14 protein-coding genes are annotated in these 15,935 nt (G+C 36.6%); 10 read left to right on the top strand and 4 right to left on the bottom strand.

Features of this window, described 5'->3' with window-relative positions:
* The 3 genes from Q0L68_RS07635 to alaS all read right to left on the bottom strand — a co-directional run.
* Positions 1 to 651: DUF4369 domain-containing protein (locus Q0L68_RS07635; protein WP_296701372.1), on the bottom strand; the 651-nt coding region annotated here is incomplete at its 3' end.
* 3 nt (positions 652 to 654) lie between these two features.
* Positions 655 to 2,115: an Asp-tRNA(Asn)/Glu-tRNA(Gln) amidotransferase subunit GatB gene (gatB, locus tag Q0L68_RS07630; protein WP_296701371.1), complete on the bottom strand. Its 1,461-nt coding sequence runs from the start codon at positions 2,113 to 2,115 to the stop codon at positions 655 to 657.
* Positions 2,116 to 2,135: 20 nt separating this feature from the next.
* Positions 2,136 to 4,760 carry an alanine--tRNA ligase gene (gene alaS / locus Q0L68_RS07625; RefSeq protein ID WP_296701369.1) on the bottom strand — a complete coding sequence of 875 codons (2,625 nt, stop codon included), beginning with the start codon at positions 4,758 to 4,760 and terminating at the stop codon, positions 2,136 to 2,138.
* A 340-nt stretch (positions 4,761 to 5,100) separates the two neighbouring features.
* Here alaS and Q0L68_RS07620 point away from each other — a divergent pair, with 340 nt between their 5' ends.
* The 10 genes from Q0L68_RS07620 to Q0L68_RS07575 all read left to right on the top strand — a co-directional run bounded on the left by Q0L68_RS07620 (position 5,101) and on the right by Q0L68_RS07575 (position 15,025).
* Positions 5,101 to 6,207, top strand: coding sequence for an alanine racemase (locus Q0L68_RS07620; RefSeq protein ID WP_296701367.1), 1,107 nt, complete (start codon positions 5,101 to 5,103; stop codon positions 6,205 to 6,207).
* A 133-nt stretch (positions 6,208 to 6,340) separates the two neighbouring features.
* A complete protein-coding gene (gene nudK, locus Q0L68_RS07615) occupies positions 6,341 to 6,919 on the top strand; it encodes a GDP-mannose pyrophosphatase NudK (protein WP_296701365.1) in 579 nt (192 codons plus the stop codon).
* 69 nt (positions 6,920 to 6,988) lie between these two features.
* Complete coding sequence (locus Q0L68_RS07610; RefSeq protein WP_296701362.1) at positions 6,989 to 7,486, top strand: SRPBCC domain-containing protein; 498 nt, start codon at positions 6,989 to 6,991, stop codon at positions 7,484 to 7,486.
* 42 nt (positions 7,487 to 7,528) lie between these two features.
* A complete protein-coding gene (locus Q0L68_RS07605; RefSeq protein ID WP_296701359.1) occupies positions 7,529 to 8,152 on the top strand; it encodes a DUF2306 domain-containing protein in 624 nt (207 codons plus the stop codon).
* 230 nt (positions 8,153 to 8,382) lie between these two features.
* Positions 8,383 to 9,579 (top strand): esterase, encoded by a 1,197-nt coding sequence (locus Q0L68_RS07600; RefSeq protein ID WP_296701357.1) that lies wholly within the window; start codon positions 8,383 to 8,385, stop codon positions 9,577 to 9,579.
* Positions 9,580 to 9,662: 83 nt separating this feature from the next.
* On the top strand, positions 9,663 to 10,538 hold the full coding sequence (locus tag Q0L68_RS07595) for an alpha/beta hydrolase-fold protein (protein WP_296701355.1): 876 nt from the start codon (positions 9,663 to 9,665) through the stop codon (positions 10,536 to 10,538).
* 11 nt (positions 10,539 to 10,549) lie between these two features.
* Positions 10,550 to 11,653 carry an alpha/beta hydrolase-fold protein gene (locus Q0L68_RS07590; protein ID WP_296701354.1) on the top strand — a complete coding sequence of 368 codons (1,104 nt, stop codon included), beginning with the start codon at positions 10,550 to 10,552 and terminating at the stop codon, positions 11,651 to 11,653.
* 17 nt (positions 11,654 to 11,670) lie between these two features.
* On the top strand, positions 11,671 to 12,831 hold the full coding sequence (locus Q0L68_RS07585; protein ID WP_296701351.1) for an esterase: 1,161 nt from the start codon (positions 11,671 to 11,673) through the stop codon (positions 12,829 to 12,831).
* 340 nt (positions 12,832 to 13,171) lie between these two features.
* A complete protein-coding gene (locus Q0L68_RS07580) occupies positions 13,172 to 14,047 on the top strand; it encodes an MBL fold metallo-hydrolase (protein ID WP_296701349.1) in 876 nt (291 codons plus the stop codon).
* A 162-nt stretch (positions 14,048 to 14,209) separates the two neighbouring features.
* Positions 14,210 to 15,025, top strand: a complete 816-nt coding sequence (locus Q0L68_RS07575) for an amidohydrolase family protein (protein ID WP_296701347.1) — start codon at positions 14,210 to 14,212, stop codon at positions 15,023 to 15,025.
* A gap of 77 nt (positions 15,026 to 15,102) precedes the next feature.
* Here Q0L68_RS07575 and Q0L68_RS07570 read toward each other — a convergent pair.
* Positions 15,103 to 15,935, bottom strand: an 833-nt coding sequence (locus tag Q0L68_RS07570; protein WP_296701345.1) for an alpha/beta fold hydrolase, incomplete at its 5' end; no start/stop codon positions are given.

Below are 15,935 nucleotides of genomic sequence, written 5' to 3'. Positions count from 1 at the left end.
TTTGGTTCCAGGATATTTTTTATCCAACTCTGCAACCAAACTATCCAAAAACTGAAATTCATTTTTAGAATTAAGAAGGCCTATTGCTGCTAGAGAAGCAAAACTATCCCCCATTCCATTGATGACATTTTTGACTTCTTTTGCCTGATAATCCTCCAAGAGTAAGGCATCGGTTTGAATTTTCTTAATGGCATCAGTGTCATTATTGCTCATTGCTTCATAATAAGCCTCATTTAATTCATTTACCCTATTTTGATAGCTGGAGATGAGTCCATCAATTTTCTGCATTTCTTGACTGTCTTTTGATCCGGTTATCGCTAAACTTTCACCATTTGAAAAATCATAATTCACTTGGACATCATCCTGAAACAACGCTAACCTTACTGATCTTTGACCAAATAGATTCAATTCATAGAAAGTGGGAGTTTCAACATCAACAACATATTCAAATCCGCCATCAGATTTTAATTCGAGGGTATCTACTACAACAGGTCTTGTTTCTGTAAATTTGGAAAGAATCACATGCCCTTCTGGAGCATTTTCAACTTTCCCTGATAATTCAACCTTTCCATCATTTTCAGTTTCGCTACTTTCACAAGAAATTAATGTAAAACTCAAAGACAGAGTTACGATCGATAAAAGGTATTTCATGGTTTAATTTTCTAATAATTCGGTTAATAGTTTTGTGGCAACCTTTGGATCAGCTTTTCCTTGGGATTTCTTCATTACTTGGCCCATAAACATTCCCATAAGCCCTTTTTTGCCTGATTTATATTCAACTACTTTCGCAGCATTATCAGCCAAAACTGCCTCCACAATTGGCTTTAAAGATGATTCATTGCTTTCTTGAATCAGATTCAATTTCTGAGCAATTTTATTAGGGCTGTCCTCTGATGATTTTAGCATCACAGGATAAATTTTTTGGGAAGCAACTGTAAAACTAACTTTCCCTGCATCTATCAAAGAAATCAATTCTGCTAAGGAGTCCGTGCCAACAGGAAAATCATTTATGCTTAAATTATGTTCATTCAAATAAGATTTTATTGGTCCCATCATCCAATTTGAGGCAGATTTATAATTTTTCGTCTTGGTGCAAAGCTCATTAAACCATAAAGCAATTTCTTTAGATTCAGTCAAAAACCCAGCATCATAATCTGGTAAACCAAACTCCTCGACAAACTTTTTGTGAAGCTCTCTGGGAAGTACTGGCATTGAATTTCTAATCAAATTCAGCCATTCTTCAGAAACAACCACAGGACTTAAATCCGGCTCAGGGAAGTAGCGATAGTCGTTCAAATCCTCTTTTGTCCGCATACTTGACGTTTTTCCAGTTGCAGCATCAAATGTTCTAGTTTCTGAAACAATCTCTTTTCCTTCCTCTAACAATTTTATAATACGATTATGTTCGTGTTCAATTGCTCTGTAAACATTACGGAAAGAATTCATATTTTTCACTTCCACTTTCTTCCCATACTCTTTTGAGCTTTTAAGCATTACCGAAACATTCGCATCGCAACGCAAAGATCCTTCTTCCATGTTTCCATCACAGATATCGAGATACTTTACGAGTTTTTTTATTTCTGCCAAGAATGCATAAGCTTCTTCAGGAGACCGTAAATCAGGTTCGGTAACTATTTCTATCAAAGGTGTACCTGCTCTGTTAAAATCTACAAAAGTATCTGTTTCACCGGCCAAATGAATAGATTTTCCGGCATCCTCTTCCATATGAATTCTATTCAATTGTACTTCTTTAGTACTCCCATCTTCTAGCCTAATTGGTACAGTTCCACCAACGCAAACTGGACCTTTATCTTGAGTAATTTGGTAACCTTTTGGAAGATCGGGATAGAAATAATTCTTTCTATCAAAAATATTATGCCTTGTAATTTCACAATTACAAGCTAAGCCCATTTTGATTGCGAATTCAATTGCTTTAATATTTACTTTCGGTAAGGTACCAGGATGCCCAAGAGTGATGACTGAAATCTGAGTGTTTGGCAAATTTCCATACTCCGAACCGTCAGAAGCAAACATTTTACTATTGGTAAGTAGCTGAGAATGGACTTCAAGACCAATCACCAGTTGATACTTATTCTTTATTTCTTCGCTAACCATTAAAGCGTTTTTTCATTTTTTTAAAGGTACAATTCTTTGGCTTTGTTAACCACACTTTCTAGGCCAGACAGGTCTTTTCCTCCAGCTGTGGCAAAAAACGGCTGTCCACCGCCTCCTCCTTTTATTTCCTTTGCAAGATCTCTCACGATTTGTCCTGCATTTAGTTTTTTGGATTGGACCAAAGGTTCATCGATGATCACCGCAATTTGAGGCTTTTCATCAATATTTGCTGCTAAAATCACGAATGCATTATTAACTTCATTCTTCAATTCGTAAGCTAATTTTTTCAAAGAGTCTGCATTGGGTAGTTTTACTTTGGCAATCAAGGTGTTAATTCCTTCCCCAGCTACAAACTGGTTTAATAAATCTCCTTTCACAGCTCCAGCTTTTTCCTGATGCAAACTTTCAATTTCTTTCTTCAGGTCATTCCTTTCATTGATCAAAGCTTCAACTGCCTTTTTCAAATCTTTCGGATTCTTCAATAGGTTCTGAATTTCCTTAACCAAATTTTCTTGCTCTCTTAAATATCCTTCTGCAGCTTTTGCAGTGATGGCTTCAATCCGACGAACTCCTGAAGCACTGGAACCTTCTGAAACAATCTTAAATAAGCCTATCTGACTAGTATACGGAACATGAGTTCCTCCACAAAGTTCGACCGAGTAATTAGGATCAAACGTGATTACTCGAACAAAATCACCATACTTTTCACCAAAGAGTGCTGTAGCTCCCATCTTTTTTGCTTCCTCAATAGGAACATTACGCTGCTCGTTTAAAGGTATATTCTCCCTGATTTTTGTATTGACGATTTCCTCAATCGTTACAATCTCTTCGTCGGTAACTTTTCCAAAATGAGAAAAATCAAATCGAAGTAAATCTTCATTTACAAATGAACCCCTTTGCTGTATATGATCTCCTAAAACCTGCTTTAATGCAGATTGAAGTAAATGGGTTGCTGTGTGATTATTCATGCTATAAGCACGCTTTTCACGATCTACTTCAGCTGAAAACCTAACTTCAGGTTGTTCGGGAAGCTTCTCCACAAAATGAACAATAAGATCATTCTCTTTTTTTGTATCTATTACTCGGATTTTCTCTTTCTCAGAAACCAACCAACCCGTGTCTCCTACTTGACCTCCACTTTCAGCATAAAATGGAGTCTTATTTAAAACTATTTGGTATTTGTCACCTTTTTTATCCGTGATGACTCTGTATTTTATGATTTGAGAATAGGACTCCAAAAAATCATACCCTACAAATTCCACTCCCGAATCTTCATGAACAAGTATCCAATCTCCAGTTTCAGACTCAGAAGCAGCTCTGGACCTTGTTTTTTGTTTTTCCATTTCTATGGCAAAACCTTTCTCATCCAACGATAAGCCATTTTCCCGGGCAATTAAAGAGGTTAAATCCAAAGGAAATCCAAAAGTATCGTATAGTTCAAAAGCTGTTCTACCCGAAATAATAGTCTCATTTTTACCTTTTAACTCTCCTTTTATCTGATCCAGAATTTTAAGTCCATTATCCAGGGTACGAAGGAAAGATGCTTCCTCTTCGTAAATCACTTTGGAAATAAATTCCTGTTGCTGCCTTACTTCAGGGAAAATATCTCCAAAATTCTCAGCGATCAACGGAGTTAATGAATATAAAAATGGCTCATGAAAACCCAAAAATGTGTATCCATATCTTACCGCCCTCCTAAGAATTCTACGGATCACATAACCAGCTTTATTATTTGATGGAAGTTGTCCATCAGAAATAGTAAAAGAGATAGCTCGTATATGATCTACAATCACCCTAAAAGCTATGTCTATTTGCTTATCATTTCCATAAACTTTTCCGGACTTCTTCTCTAATGCAGCCAAAAATGGAGAAAAAAGATCGGTATCATAATTTGAAGATTTTTGCTGAATAGCTCTAACCAACCGCTCGAAACCCATTCCAGTGTCAACATGCTTTGCAGGAAGTTCTTTTAAACTTCCATCAGCCAATCTATTGAACTGCATAAATACCAAGTTCCAGATTTCAATTACTTGCTCATGATCATTATTGACCAAGTCTTTTCCTGCAACCTCCTGTCTTTCAGAATCCGGCCTCAAGTCAATATGAATTTCCGAACATGGTCCACACGGGCCGGTATCCCCCATTTCCCAAAAATTATCCTTTTTAGACCCCATGATAATCCGATCTTCAGGAATGATTTTTTTCCAAAAATCGAAAGCTTCCGTATCCATCAAAAGATTATCATCCTTATCCCCTTCGAATACTGACACATAAAGTCTATCCTTTGGAAGCTTGAATACCTCCGTTAATAATTCCCAAGCCCAGGAAATCGCTTCTTCTTTGAAATAATCTCCAAATGACCAATTCCCCAGCATTTCAAACATGGTATGGTGATAGGTATCTACACCAACTTCTTCCAAATCATTATGCTTACCACTGACTCGTAGGCATTTTTGTGAATTTACAACCCGAGAATATTTTGCAATTTCGTTACCCAAAAAAGCGTCTTTAAACTGATTCATTCCTGCGTTTGTAAACATCAGGGTTGGATCATTTTTCACAACAATGGGTGATGAGGGTACGTAATGATGCTGCTTGGATTGGAAAAACTCAATAAAGGTACTCCGTATTTTCTTTGCTTCCATGAGTGGTTTTGAGGCAATAATGTTCTTTTTTTGACTGAACTCTAGTCTTTTAATTGGGTCACAAAATTAATAGAAATGATGGTGTTAACTGCATCTGCTCATAAAATCTTCTTTGCTTCTTTTGGCAACAACATATCTTAGAAGATACAATGGCAAGTTTTGGCTTCAATCTATATGAAGATTCTTAGCTTAATTCACATTCATGAAAGGTCAAAGTCATATGTAGCTATATTTTTTTTGGACTTTCAATTCTCCCTTTACTAGATTACTTTCATGAATATTTTCTTAATTATACCATAAGCCGATTCCAAAAAGGAAACTGAAAATACATTTAAAATCAATGAGCTACCTAGATAAAATAACCTCCCCAACTTTACTTTTAGATGAAACTATCTGCCGCGCAAATATTCAGCGAATGGCAGATAAGGCTGCCCGTCACAACATGAAATTAGTACCACACTTCAAAACAGCTCAATCCCATGAGATTGGTAACTGGGCAAAAGATTATGGAATTACAGAAGTAACAGCCTCTTCTATAAAAATGGCAGAATATCTTAGCGGACAAGGTTGGGCCAACATACATATCGCCTTTCCATTTAATCCTTTGGAAATCCATCTTTTAGATCAAATAGCAAAAAATCAATCTGTTTCTGTCCAATTGATCAATGCCGAAACAACTCAGATCCTTGCCGATGGCTTGAAGAATAAGGTTGGTTTTTTTATTGAAATAGATGCAGGATATGGAAGAACTGGTGTAGAAGTTTCAGATTTTGGATTGATTGAGGAGATTTTATTGGTCGCTAAAAAATCAGAAACACTTCAATTTAAAGGTTTTTACCTACACCCTGGACATACCTATTATATGCCAGATATTCCTGCGATTTACGAACAATCCAGAAATGCTTTAAGCATGCTTAAAAATAAATACAGCACGGAATACCCAAATTTGGTTACCAGAATTGGAGATACGCCTGGTTGTGCAGTGATGGAAGATTTCGGAGATATTGATGAAATGGGACCGGGCAATTTTGTGTTTTATGATTTAATGCAGGCAGAGCTGGGTGGGTGTGAAAAAGAAGATATAGCAGTTTGTCTAGCTGTACCTGTTGTGGATATAAAGAAAGATCGGAAAGAAATTCTTATCCATGGAGGCGGAGTACACTTAGCAAAGGACGTTCTAATAGATAAAAACGGAGTGAAAAACTTTGGCGAGGTTGTTTACCTGAATCAAAATGGATGGTCAGTTCCAGAAAATAGGTCATTCCTGAAAAGTATTTCCCAAGAGCACGGAATAATAAAAGCTTCAGACGAACTAATGGCTAAAGTCAAGGTTGGAGATATTCTTGGAATTATACCCGTCCATTCCTGTATGACTGCTGATGCCATGGGAGAATACATGACTCTAGATGGAAAGAAGGTAGATCATGCGGAAGGCAGAGCTCAATAATCAGTAATCACATGTCAGACTCCATTGAAATTCTAGAAAAACTAGAAATCATCTATTCTCAAAATTGAAATGAAAATTCTACAATAGACCCAGACCAAAATTCTGGGTTTCTTTTTAATCACAATCAATATTTATGATTCAAGACATTAAACTTTTAAAAACTGAAATACTTTCAGATAATTGGTACACTCTTCGAAAAATCACTTTTCAATACAAAAAGAGAAATGGTGAAATCATTACTCAGGTTCGCGAAGCCTATGACAGGGGAAACGGAGCCACAATTCTATTATATAATCAAGAAAAGAAATCGGTCATTTTAACCCGTCAATTTCGGCTTCCTACCTACACCAATGGAAATGAAACCGGTATGATGATTGAAGCTTGCGCCGGTCTTTTGGATCAGGAAAATCCCGAGGACTGTATCCGAAGAGAAACCGAAGAGGAAACCGGATACCAAGTAAATAATATAGAAAAAGTCTTTGAGGCATATATGTCTCCTGGTTCAGTAACGGAAATTCTATATTTCTTTATTGCTGCATATTCGAAAGAAATGAAAGTAAGCGAAGGAGGTGGTGTAGCTCATGAAGAAGAAAACATTGAAGTCATGGAAATCTCGTTTGATCAAGCATTAGAGATGATTTATAGCGGTGAAATCAAAGACGCAAAAACGATCATGCTTATTCAGTATCTGAAATTGAAAGGAATTTTTTGAATTTGAATTAGACCATTCTTACTTAGCTTTTTTGTAATATTACTATTAAACTGTTCTATCTTTTTTGACATGTTCAAGCAACTTCATATTACTCGCTATTTCCCCCAGCCAATTGAAATCGTTTACAATGCATTTACAACATCAGAAAGTTTGCAAAAATGGTGGGGGCCGGAAGGTTTTGAATTGGAGACTAGAAAATTTGAATTTCACCCAGAAGGTGTATTTCATTTTGTTCTTAAAAGTGATGCTTTTGACATGTGGGCCAAATGGGTTTTTAATAATATCAGAGAGCCTCATAAATTGAGTGTAATCAATAGCTTTTCGAATGAGTTAGGAGAAACTATCAAAGCTCCCGTAATTCCTTTTGGTGAAGACTGGCCTATAGAAATGGTTCTGGATTTAGAATTTTATGAAGAAGATGGAAAAACCAGAATTGATATGGTTTCTTTTCCTCATAATGCTTCAGACGCCTCTAAAAAGTTATTTTCTGATAGTATTTCTCAGATGGAAGAAGGATTTAAAGGTACATTTGACCAATTGGAAGCCTATTTAATGAAGATAGGTTAATCCAACACTAAGAATTAAGTACTTCAAAAAAAACAGTCGTTCATGAAATCATTTTCGAAAAAATTTATTTGGTTTCTATTTGCCTTTTTTAGTATCAGTATCGGATTTTATCCAGTCCTTTATTTTGTTATTGGTAGACAGTTTGGGGTTTTAAATTCACATAATCCAGAAGAATTAAGCAGCCTTTTATGGAATAGCTCCTTTTACACCCATATTATTTTAGGCGGATTTGCTCTTGCTATTGGCTGGATTCAATTCAATCAAAAGTTCAGAGATAGAAATAGAAAACTCCATAAAAGGATAGGAATGGCTTATGTAACAGCTGTTTTCTTTTCAGGATTATCCGGGATTTATGTAGCGATTTATACAATGGGGGGATACGTAGCCAAATTTGGATTTTTTTGCCTAGGGATAGTCTGGTTGACTACCACGATAATGGGTTGGTTAACAGCTAAAGCAAAGGATTTTGACAGACATGAAATCTGGATGATCTATAGTTATGCTGCCTGCTTTGCAGCAGTCACATTAAGAATATATTTACCGATTCTTGAAAATATTTTTGATGGTTTTATTCCTGCATATCAAATTGTCTCGTGGCTTTGTTGGGTTCCGAATATGTTTGTTGCCTACTGGATTGTAAAAAGAAAAAAGCTTCAATTATCCTAAAGCGAAAAAGATGAAAGAATTCTATTTTTCAATAGCATTTTTTAAGGCAAAAGATATTTTTTGAAATAAGTAAGACTAACCCATTTTGAGAGTTTCTTACCTAGATCTTGAATTCATCCTGACTCACTTATAAATTATATTTTTATAGTATTTGTCATTTTGAAACAATAGATTTACAAATCAAATTTAAACTGGAATTAAATCTTTTAAACGCCTGAACTAATCTATAAATGAAAAAACACTATTACCTCAGCATCCTGCTAGTCTTTATCTTAGGTATCCAAACCAAAGCTCAGGAAGCGCTTTTTGGTGCGCAACAAATCACTTCACCGGAAATTCACGAAAATAGCACAGTTACTTTTCGATTTGCAGCACCCAATGCTGAATCAGTAGAGATAACAGGCGATTTTCTACCAACTGTAAAAATGGAAACTCCAATGGGACAAATGGATGGTCCTGGTAAATCGGCATTGACTAAAGATGATAAAGGGATTTGGTCATTTACATCTTCTGCACTATCTCCAGAACTCTACAGTTATTCATTTATTGTAGATGGTCTAAAAGTAACAGATCCAAACAATCCATTTTTGATTCGCGATGTGGCTTCTGTGACCAATGTCTTTTTGGTAGGTGAAGGCCAAGCTGCACTTTACCGAGTAAAAGATGTACCGCATGGTACAGTTGCCAAAAGATGGTACGATTCTCCAGGTTTAGGCATGGACAGAAGACTGACTATTTACACCCCTCCGGGATACGAGCAGTCCAATGAAAAATTTCCTGTGCTTTACCTATTACATGGAGCTGGAGGAGATGAGGAAGCTTGGATTGCTTTGGGAAGAACTGCGCAAATCATGGATAATCTAATTGCTCAAGGAAAAGCCAAGCCTATGATTGTCGTGATGCCCAATGGAAATGTAATCCAAGATGGGGCTCCAGGTGAAGGGAGTGATGGTATGTACAAACCACAATTTATGGTACCTAAAACCATGGATGGAACTTATGAGGCCAATTTTATGGATATCATCAAATTTGTAGAAGCAAATTACCAAGTAAAAGCTGATAAGGCGAATCGAGCGATTGCTGGCCTATCTATGGGTGGCTATCATACCATGCACATTTCTAGATTCTATCCAAATACCTTTGATTACATGGGACTTTTCTCCGCTGCTATCATGCCTCGTGAAGATGCTACCGGTAAAGTCTATTCTGATTTAGATGGTACTTTGAAAACTCAAATGGATAATGGCTACAAGTTGTATTGGATTGCAATTGGAAAAACGGATTTCCTCTATGATGCAAACAAGGAATACCGAGCAAAACTAGATGCTATGGGAATGCCTTATGAATATGTAGAATCTGAAGGCGGACATATTTGGAGAAACTGGAGAGTATATTTAACTCAGTTTGCTCCTCAATTATTCAAATAAAAGATCCGCCCCGTACAATAACTCATTTGTGCGGGGCATTTTTTTTCACCTAATAAACACGGTTGACTCAACCCAAAGTATCCATGAAAAAAATCACTTCTCTCTTATTTTTATATTTTTTGGCGATACAGGCTTTTGCTCAAATGCCTGCAGTAGGCAGGATTGAATATTCTTCCAGCCCAAGTGAAATTCTAGGAGTTGAAAGGGAATTTGCAATTTTCCTACCAAAAAGCTACAACAACAATCCTACAAAAGAATATCCAGTTCTATATCTTTTACACGGCGGTGGAGATACGCATACAGCTTGGCCTCAAAAGGGTAATTTGGCAGAGATAGCAAACCAATTGATGGACTCAAAAGAAGCCACAGAAATGATCATTGTTTGTCCAGAAGCAGGAAAAGAAAACATGAGTTATTTCAATCATCCCGAATGGAAATATGAGGATTACTTTTTCGAGGAACTTATTCCTTTCATTGAATCAAATTACAGAGTCAAAGCGAATAAGAACCATAGGGCAATCGCTGGACTTTCAATGGGCGGCCAGGGTACATTAGTATATGCCCAGCGTCATCCAGAAATGTTTGTAGCAGCTTATGCCATGAGTGGTTATTTATATAGGATGGATCTTCCATTTATTGATCCTAATGATCCTAAAATGGAAAGGCTACAGAAATTAGTAGAAGACAACAATGCAGTCAAATTACTTCAAAATGCCTCTGATGTTCAAGTTGAAAAGTTAAAAACTGTCGACTGGTTTATAGACTGTGGTGATGATGATTTCACTTTCGATCCCAACATGGAATTTATCCAAGCCTTGAGATCAAAAAACATTCCCTACCAACTTAGAATCAGAGATGGTGGGCACACTTGGCAATATTGGAACACTTCTCTTTACACTACTTTGATTCATATCACTAACGTCTTTAGAGAGTCTGTTTTAAGCTCAAACACATATTAAAAGTATCCAAAATGAAACTTATCAAAAGCTATACTTTTCTCTTTATTGCTCTTTTTGTTTCTCAAGCGGCCTTTGCCCAATTCCCAAATCGTCAGCCAACTCCGAATGACAATTTAAAGTCCGCAGAAATCATGGACGATGGAACGGTAGTATTCAGAATTTATGCTCCAAATTCAAAGGAAGTAGCCTTGGGTGGAGAAGTAGTTCCTTGGGGACAAAAAATCGAAGGAAAAAGAGCCGAAAATGGAGTTTGGTCATTTACAGTTCCTAATCTTGGCACAGGTACCTATCGCTACCATTTTGTAGTAGATGGTGTGAAAGTCTTTGATCCAAAAGCTCCCAACGCTTATGAAACAACTGCACTTTTAGATATACTTCCAACAGGAGAAGAATCGTTTTTTGCTATGAGGAAAGAGGTACCTCACGGAGCAATTTCTAGTATCTTCTACTATTCTTCTACTACTGAAAGTATGCGTAGAATGCAAATTTGGACACCTCCTTTCTATAATTCTAAAAACCACAAACTTCCTGTTTTCTATTTGATTCATGGAGGTGGAGATTCTGATTTGGCCTGGCCCACTGTAGGACGTGCCGGGTTTATTATGGACAACCTTTTGGCAGAAGGAAAAACAAAAGAAATGATTGTAGTCATGCCAGATGGTGGAATGGATACAAAGCTTTTTGCCAAGGACTTAATCAATGATATTATTCCTTTTATTGAATCAAATTACAACGTATTTCAAGACGCTGATCACCGTGCTTTAGCAGGACTATCGATGGGAGGATTAGAAGTTTTGGATTCATTTATGGCAGAACCCGATATGTTTGCATACATCAATGTCATGAGTTCAGGCTGGTTTTCCGATAATGAAGAAATGTATAAAAACGGAGATGTAAGATTGGCTGAAATAGCCGAAACGCTGAATAAGACTGCAAAAATCTTACTTTTCACCCAAGGCGGACCTGAAGACATCGCCTATAAAAATGGAATGGAGATGCTCAAAGTCTTTGATAAAAACGGAATCAAATATGAAACCAGTGAAATGCCAGGAGGACATACTTGGCATGTTTGGAGACATGATCTAGTCAATTTCGCACCTAAACTCTTTCAATAAACCAAAAAAACAACGCTATGAAATTTAATATTTTAAAAACAACCTTAGTCGCCCTATTGGTAATGGGAAGCGTCTATTCCTCGCAGGCACAGGAAATTAGTGCAATGCAAGCACCCAGAGTGGTTTCCCCAGAAGTCGCACCAAATAATTCTGTTAGTTTCCGGGTTTATTCTCCCAATGCCAATGAAGTAACTGTTAATGGAAGTTGGATGGGTTTTAGAGAAACTTTGCCCTTAAAAAAAGAAGAAAATGGGGTATGGTCGGTAACCATTGATCCTCTCCCCTCCTCTATGTATCATTACAATTTCTTTATAGATGGAGTTTCTGCCATAGACCCTACCAACCCTCATGCGCTTCGTGACGGTACCCGCTATGCTAGCCTATTAATGATTGAAGGTGATGGATCTGAGGTTTTTGAACTTAATCCAGTTCCTCATGGAAATATTTCCAAGGTTTGGTATCAATCGCCTTCCCTTGACAGCTATAGAAGAATGTATGTTTACACGCCTCCAGGATACGATTCAGGAAACGATAAATACCCAGTTTTATATCTCCTTCATGGTGCTGGAGGTGACGAAGATGCTTGGTCAGCATTGGGAAGAGCAAATTACATTTTAGATAATTTGATAGCAGAAGGCAAAGCGAAGCCAATGCTAATCGTCATGACAAATGGAAATGCTTGGCAAACAAGCACTTTGCAAAACAAGCCTGGAGTGGAAACCATGACACGTGAAAATCGAGCTCAATTCCAGGGCAAATTTGAACAGAGTCTGGTCGAAGACGTAGTTCCTTACATAGAGAAAAATTATAGAGTAATCGCTACTAAAGAAGGCAGAGCACTTGCCGGACTTTCAATGGGCGGTGGACATACGATCACGGCATCAACTCAATATCCTGGAACATTCAATTACATAGGAGTTTTCAGTTCTGGTATTTTTGATGCCAATGCGGATATGGCCGAATTAGAGAATAAATTCTTGGCCTTGAAAGCTAGTGGCGTTTCCAAGTATTGGGTAGGCTGCGGCGTAGATGATTTTGTAATGGAATCAAACAAAAGACTGCTTTCAATTCTGGATAAAACTGGATTTGAACATGAATATTATGAAAGTGCAGGAGGACATACTTGGGCAAATTGGAGAGATTATCTAAGTATTTTTGCTCCTATGTTGTTCAAATAATTATCCAAATTAATCAACCAAGAAAGAGCGCAATTGGCTATTGCGCTCTTTTCAATTGTAGTTGTTTAAGTGAGAAAAGGAAATGTTACTAATTCTTTTAAATGAAAGCTTGTTCAATTTTAGATCTTGCATTTAATCCATCCTAATTGTCATCATTTTTTGAAAAATTTGATTGAATCAAAAAGGATGTACATCCAAAGAAGAATGAACTATTTGGAATAACAGTTTACCGAATAATGGAGTTATCTTTAAAAAGTACAAAGATCGGTAAAAAGGAATCTTTGAGAAAAATACTATTTTTCATTGTTCCAAAATGATTACAACATAAAACCACCAAACTATGAAAAAGCTTAACAGTATTCTTTTTGTTTTTTTCCTGGCAATAGGAAGTCTATCTGCCCAAAACAACATGGACCAGGTGAAAATATCAGTTGAGAAAGTTGCTGATAATGTCTATGTTCTCTTCGGATCTGGAGGAAATATCGGACTAGCAGTTGGTGATGATTATGCCTACATGATCGATGATCAGTTTGCGGCATTATCAGATAAAATTTTAGCTGCTGTAAAAACCGTCACAGAAAAACCTATCAAATATTTGGTCAATACACATTGGCATGGGGATCATACGGGTGGCAATGAAAACATGGCCAATGCAGGAGCAATTATTGTTGCACATGAGTCCGTCCGAGAAAGAATGAGCCAATCTCAAAACGCTAATTCAACTTTTTCTTTTAAATCCTTACCTGAGATTACATTTACTGATGAATTAAACATTCATTTGGATGAAGACCACATGTTAATGGTTTTACATGTAGATGCTGCACATACAGATGGTGACTCCTTTATTTATTTCCCAGAAAGTAATGTAATTCACCTTGGTGATAATTTCCCCAATGGCGGATATCCTTTTATTGACGTTAATTCAAATGGCGATATTGAAGGCTTGGTTAAAAATCTGAACAGTGCTCTTTTCTTAGTCAATGATGAAACGAAAATTATTCCTGGTCATGGAAAAGTATCTAATAGAGCTGAATTGAAGGCTTACAGAGATATGATAGACACCATCAGAGGCAGAGTAAAAATTCAAAAAGATGCAGGTAAAAGCTTAGAGGAAATTCAATCAATGGGACTTACAAAAGAATGGGACGAACAATTTGGACAAGGTTTTATCAATGCGACAAGACTTATTGAGTCTATTTTTAAAACGGTAGATTAAGATCATACAATTTCCAGACTTGAAAAAAGGACTTTTCATCGACGATATAAAAAATGATGGGAAATTATTTTTTTCACAAAATACTTTCACACAAACATATTTATCTGCAATTATCACTTGGTCAAATAATTGTTATATTCTAAGCCCACCAAACATAAAGAAATGATTATTGACGTTCATACCCATATTAATAATTACCATGAAGAAAAAGTTGTTTCGCTAGAAGAATGCCTAGACAAGCTTACTGAAACCATGCTTGAAAATCACGTTGACTATTCATTAGTATTAACTTCATATAAGGTCAACGAGCATCGGCCAAGTACAAAAAAAGTTGTTGAAGCTATAGAAGGAAGAAAAAACCTTGGAGTAGTGGCAGGAATAAGTTACCTGAATTACAACCATCATGATTTGTCAGAAATCGCAAGTTACCTTGAATCTGGATTAATTAAAGGACTAAAACTTTATCCGGGCTATGAGCCTTTCTACCCAAGTGATATGAGGCTAAAAGTGGTTTATGATATGGCAATTGAATATGATGTCCCTGTTATGTTTCACTCAGGAGACACTTATTCTCCCACAGGTCGGGTAAAATATTCCCACCCTATTCATATTGATGACCTAGCGGTAGATTATCCAGAATTAAAAATTGTCATTTGTCATGTAGGAAATCCTTGGATAAAAGACTGTATGGAGGTGACCTATAAAAACAAAAATGTACATGCTGATTTTTCAGGTTTAGTTCTTGGTAATTTTTCTGAAAAATTTGAGCGATGGATGAAAAATGAACTAGAACAAATGATCACCTATGCAGGCAATCCAAAATACTTGCTTTATGGGACAGATTGGCCTATTTCATCTATGAAATCCTATCTGAATTTCATGAAAAATCTTGAGCTTCCAGACGAAAAGAAGGAATTGATTTTATGGAAAAATGCTGCAGAGTTATTTAAAATCGACATTACTGAACTTAATGATTAATGTAATAATCTAACAAAACTAAAAAACCACCTTTCATTAACTTAAAAGGTGGTTTTTTGGTTTTTGAATGATAATCTTTAGCGTACTTCCTTTTGATAATCAGTTACCAAATGTTTGATGAAAAACTCCATCATTCGATCACGATTTAAAGCAGTATGCCCTCCATCAGGAGCTAATTGAACTTCAATACTTTTCCCTGCATCTTGGAATGCTTTGATCAATTGGAGCGTATTTGATGGGTGCACATTATTATCAGCAGTTCCGAAGAAAAGCAATAATTCACCTTCTAATTGATCCGCTTTAGTCATTAGGTTAAATCTTTCATAGCCTTCTAGATTGGATTCTAAAGTTCCCATAAAACGCTCTGTATAGATATTGTCATACAATCTCCAATCCGTTACGGATGAATTAGCGACTGCCGCATGAATCAACTCAGGAAATCTTAAAAGCATTGTCGCTGAAGTAGTTCCACCATAGGAAGTTCCGTACACACCAACTCTTTCTTTGTCAAAGTAAGGACGATTATGAAGTGCTTTGATACCTTCTGCAAAATCATCCATTTCTACCAAACCTAAGTTGCCATACAATTGATCCAACAACTTTTTGCCGCGACCTCTCACATTCCTTCCATCAATATTTAATACCAAGAAACCATATTCAGTCAATGGATCTGGATTGACAAATGTCTCTCTGAATGCATTGGTAGCTGGACCACCATAATTACTTAAGATCACTGGATATTTCTTGCTTGGATCAAAATCTGATGGAAAATGGATCATTCCATGAAGTTCAGTTACTCCATCTGCAGAAGTAAATGTATAAGCCTCCACTTTCTTCAATCCCAATTCCTCAAACTTACTCATATCGCTTTTCGCCAACTCATCAACAACTTTACCTTTTGCATCTACCA

The organism is Algoriphagus sp. (assembly GCF_024642405.1).
Taxonomy (GTDB): Bacteria; Bacteroidota; Bacteroidia; order Cytophagales; family Cyclobacteriaceae; genus Algoriphagus.
The sequence above is the reverse complement of the archived record's forward strand: the minus strand, read 5'-3'. Positions and strand labels throughout refer to the sequence as shown.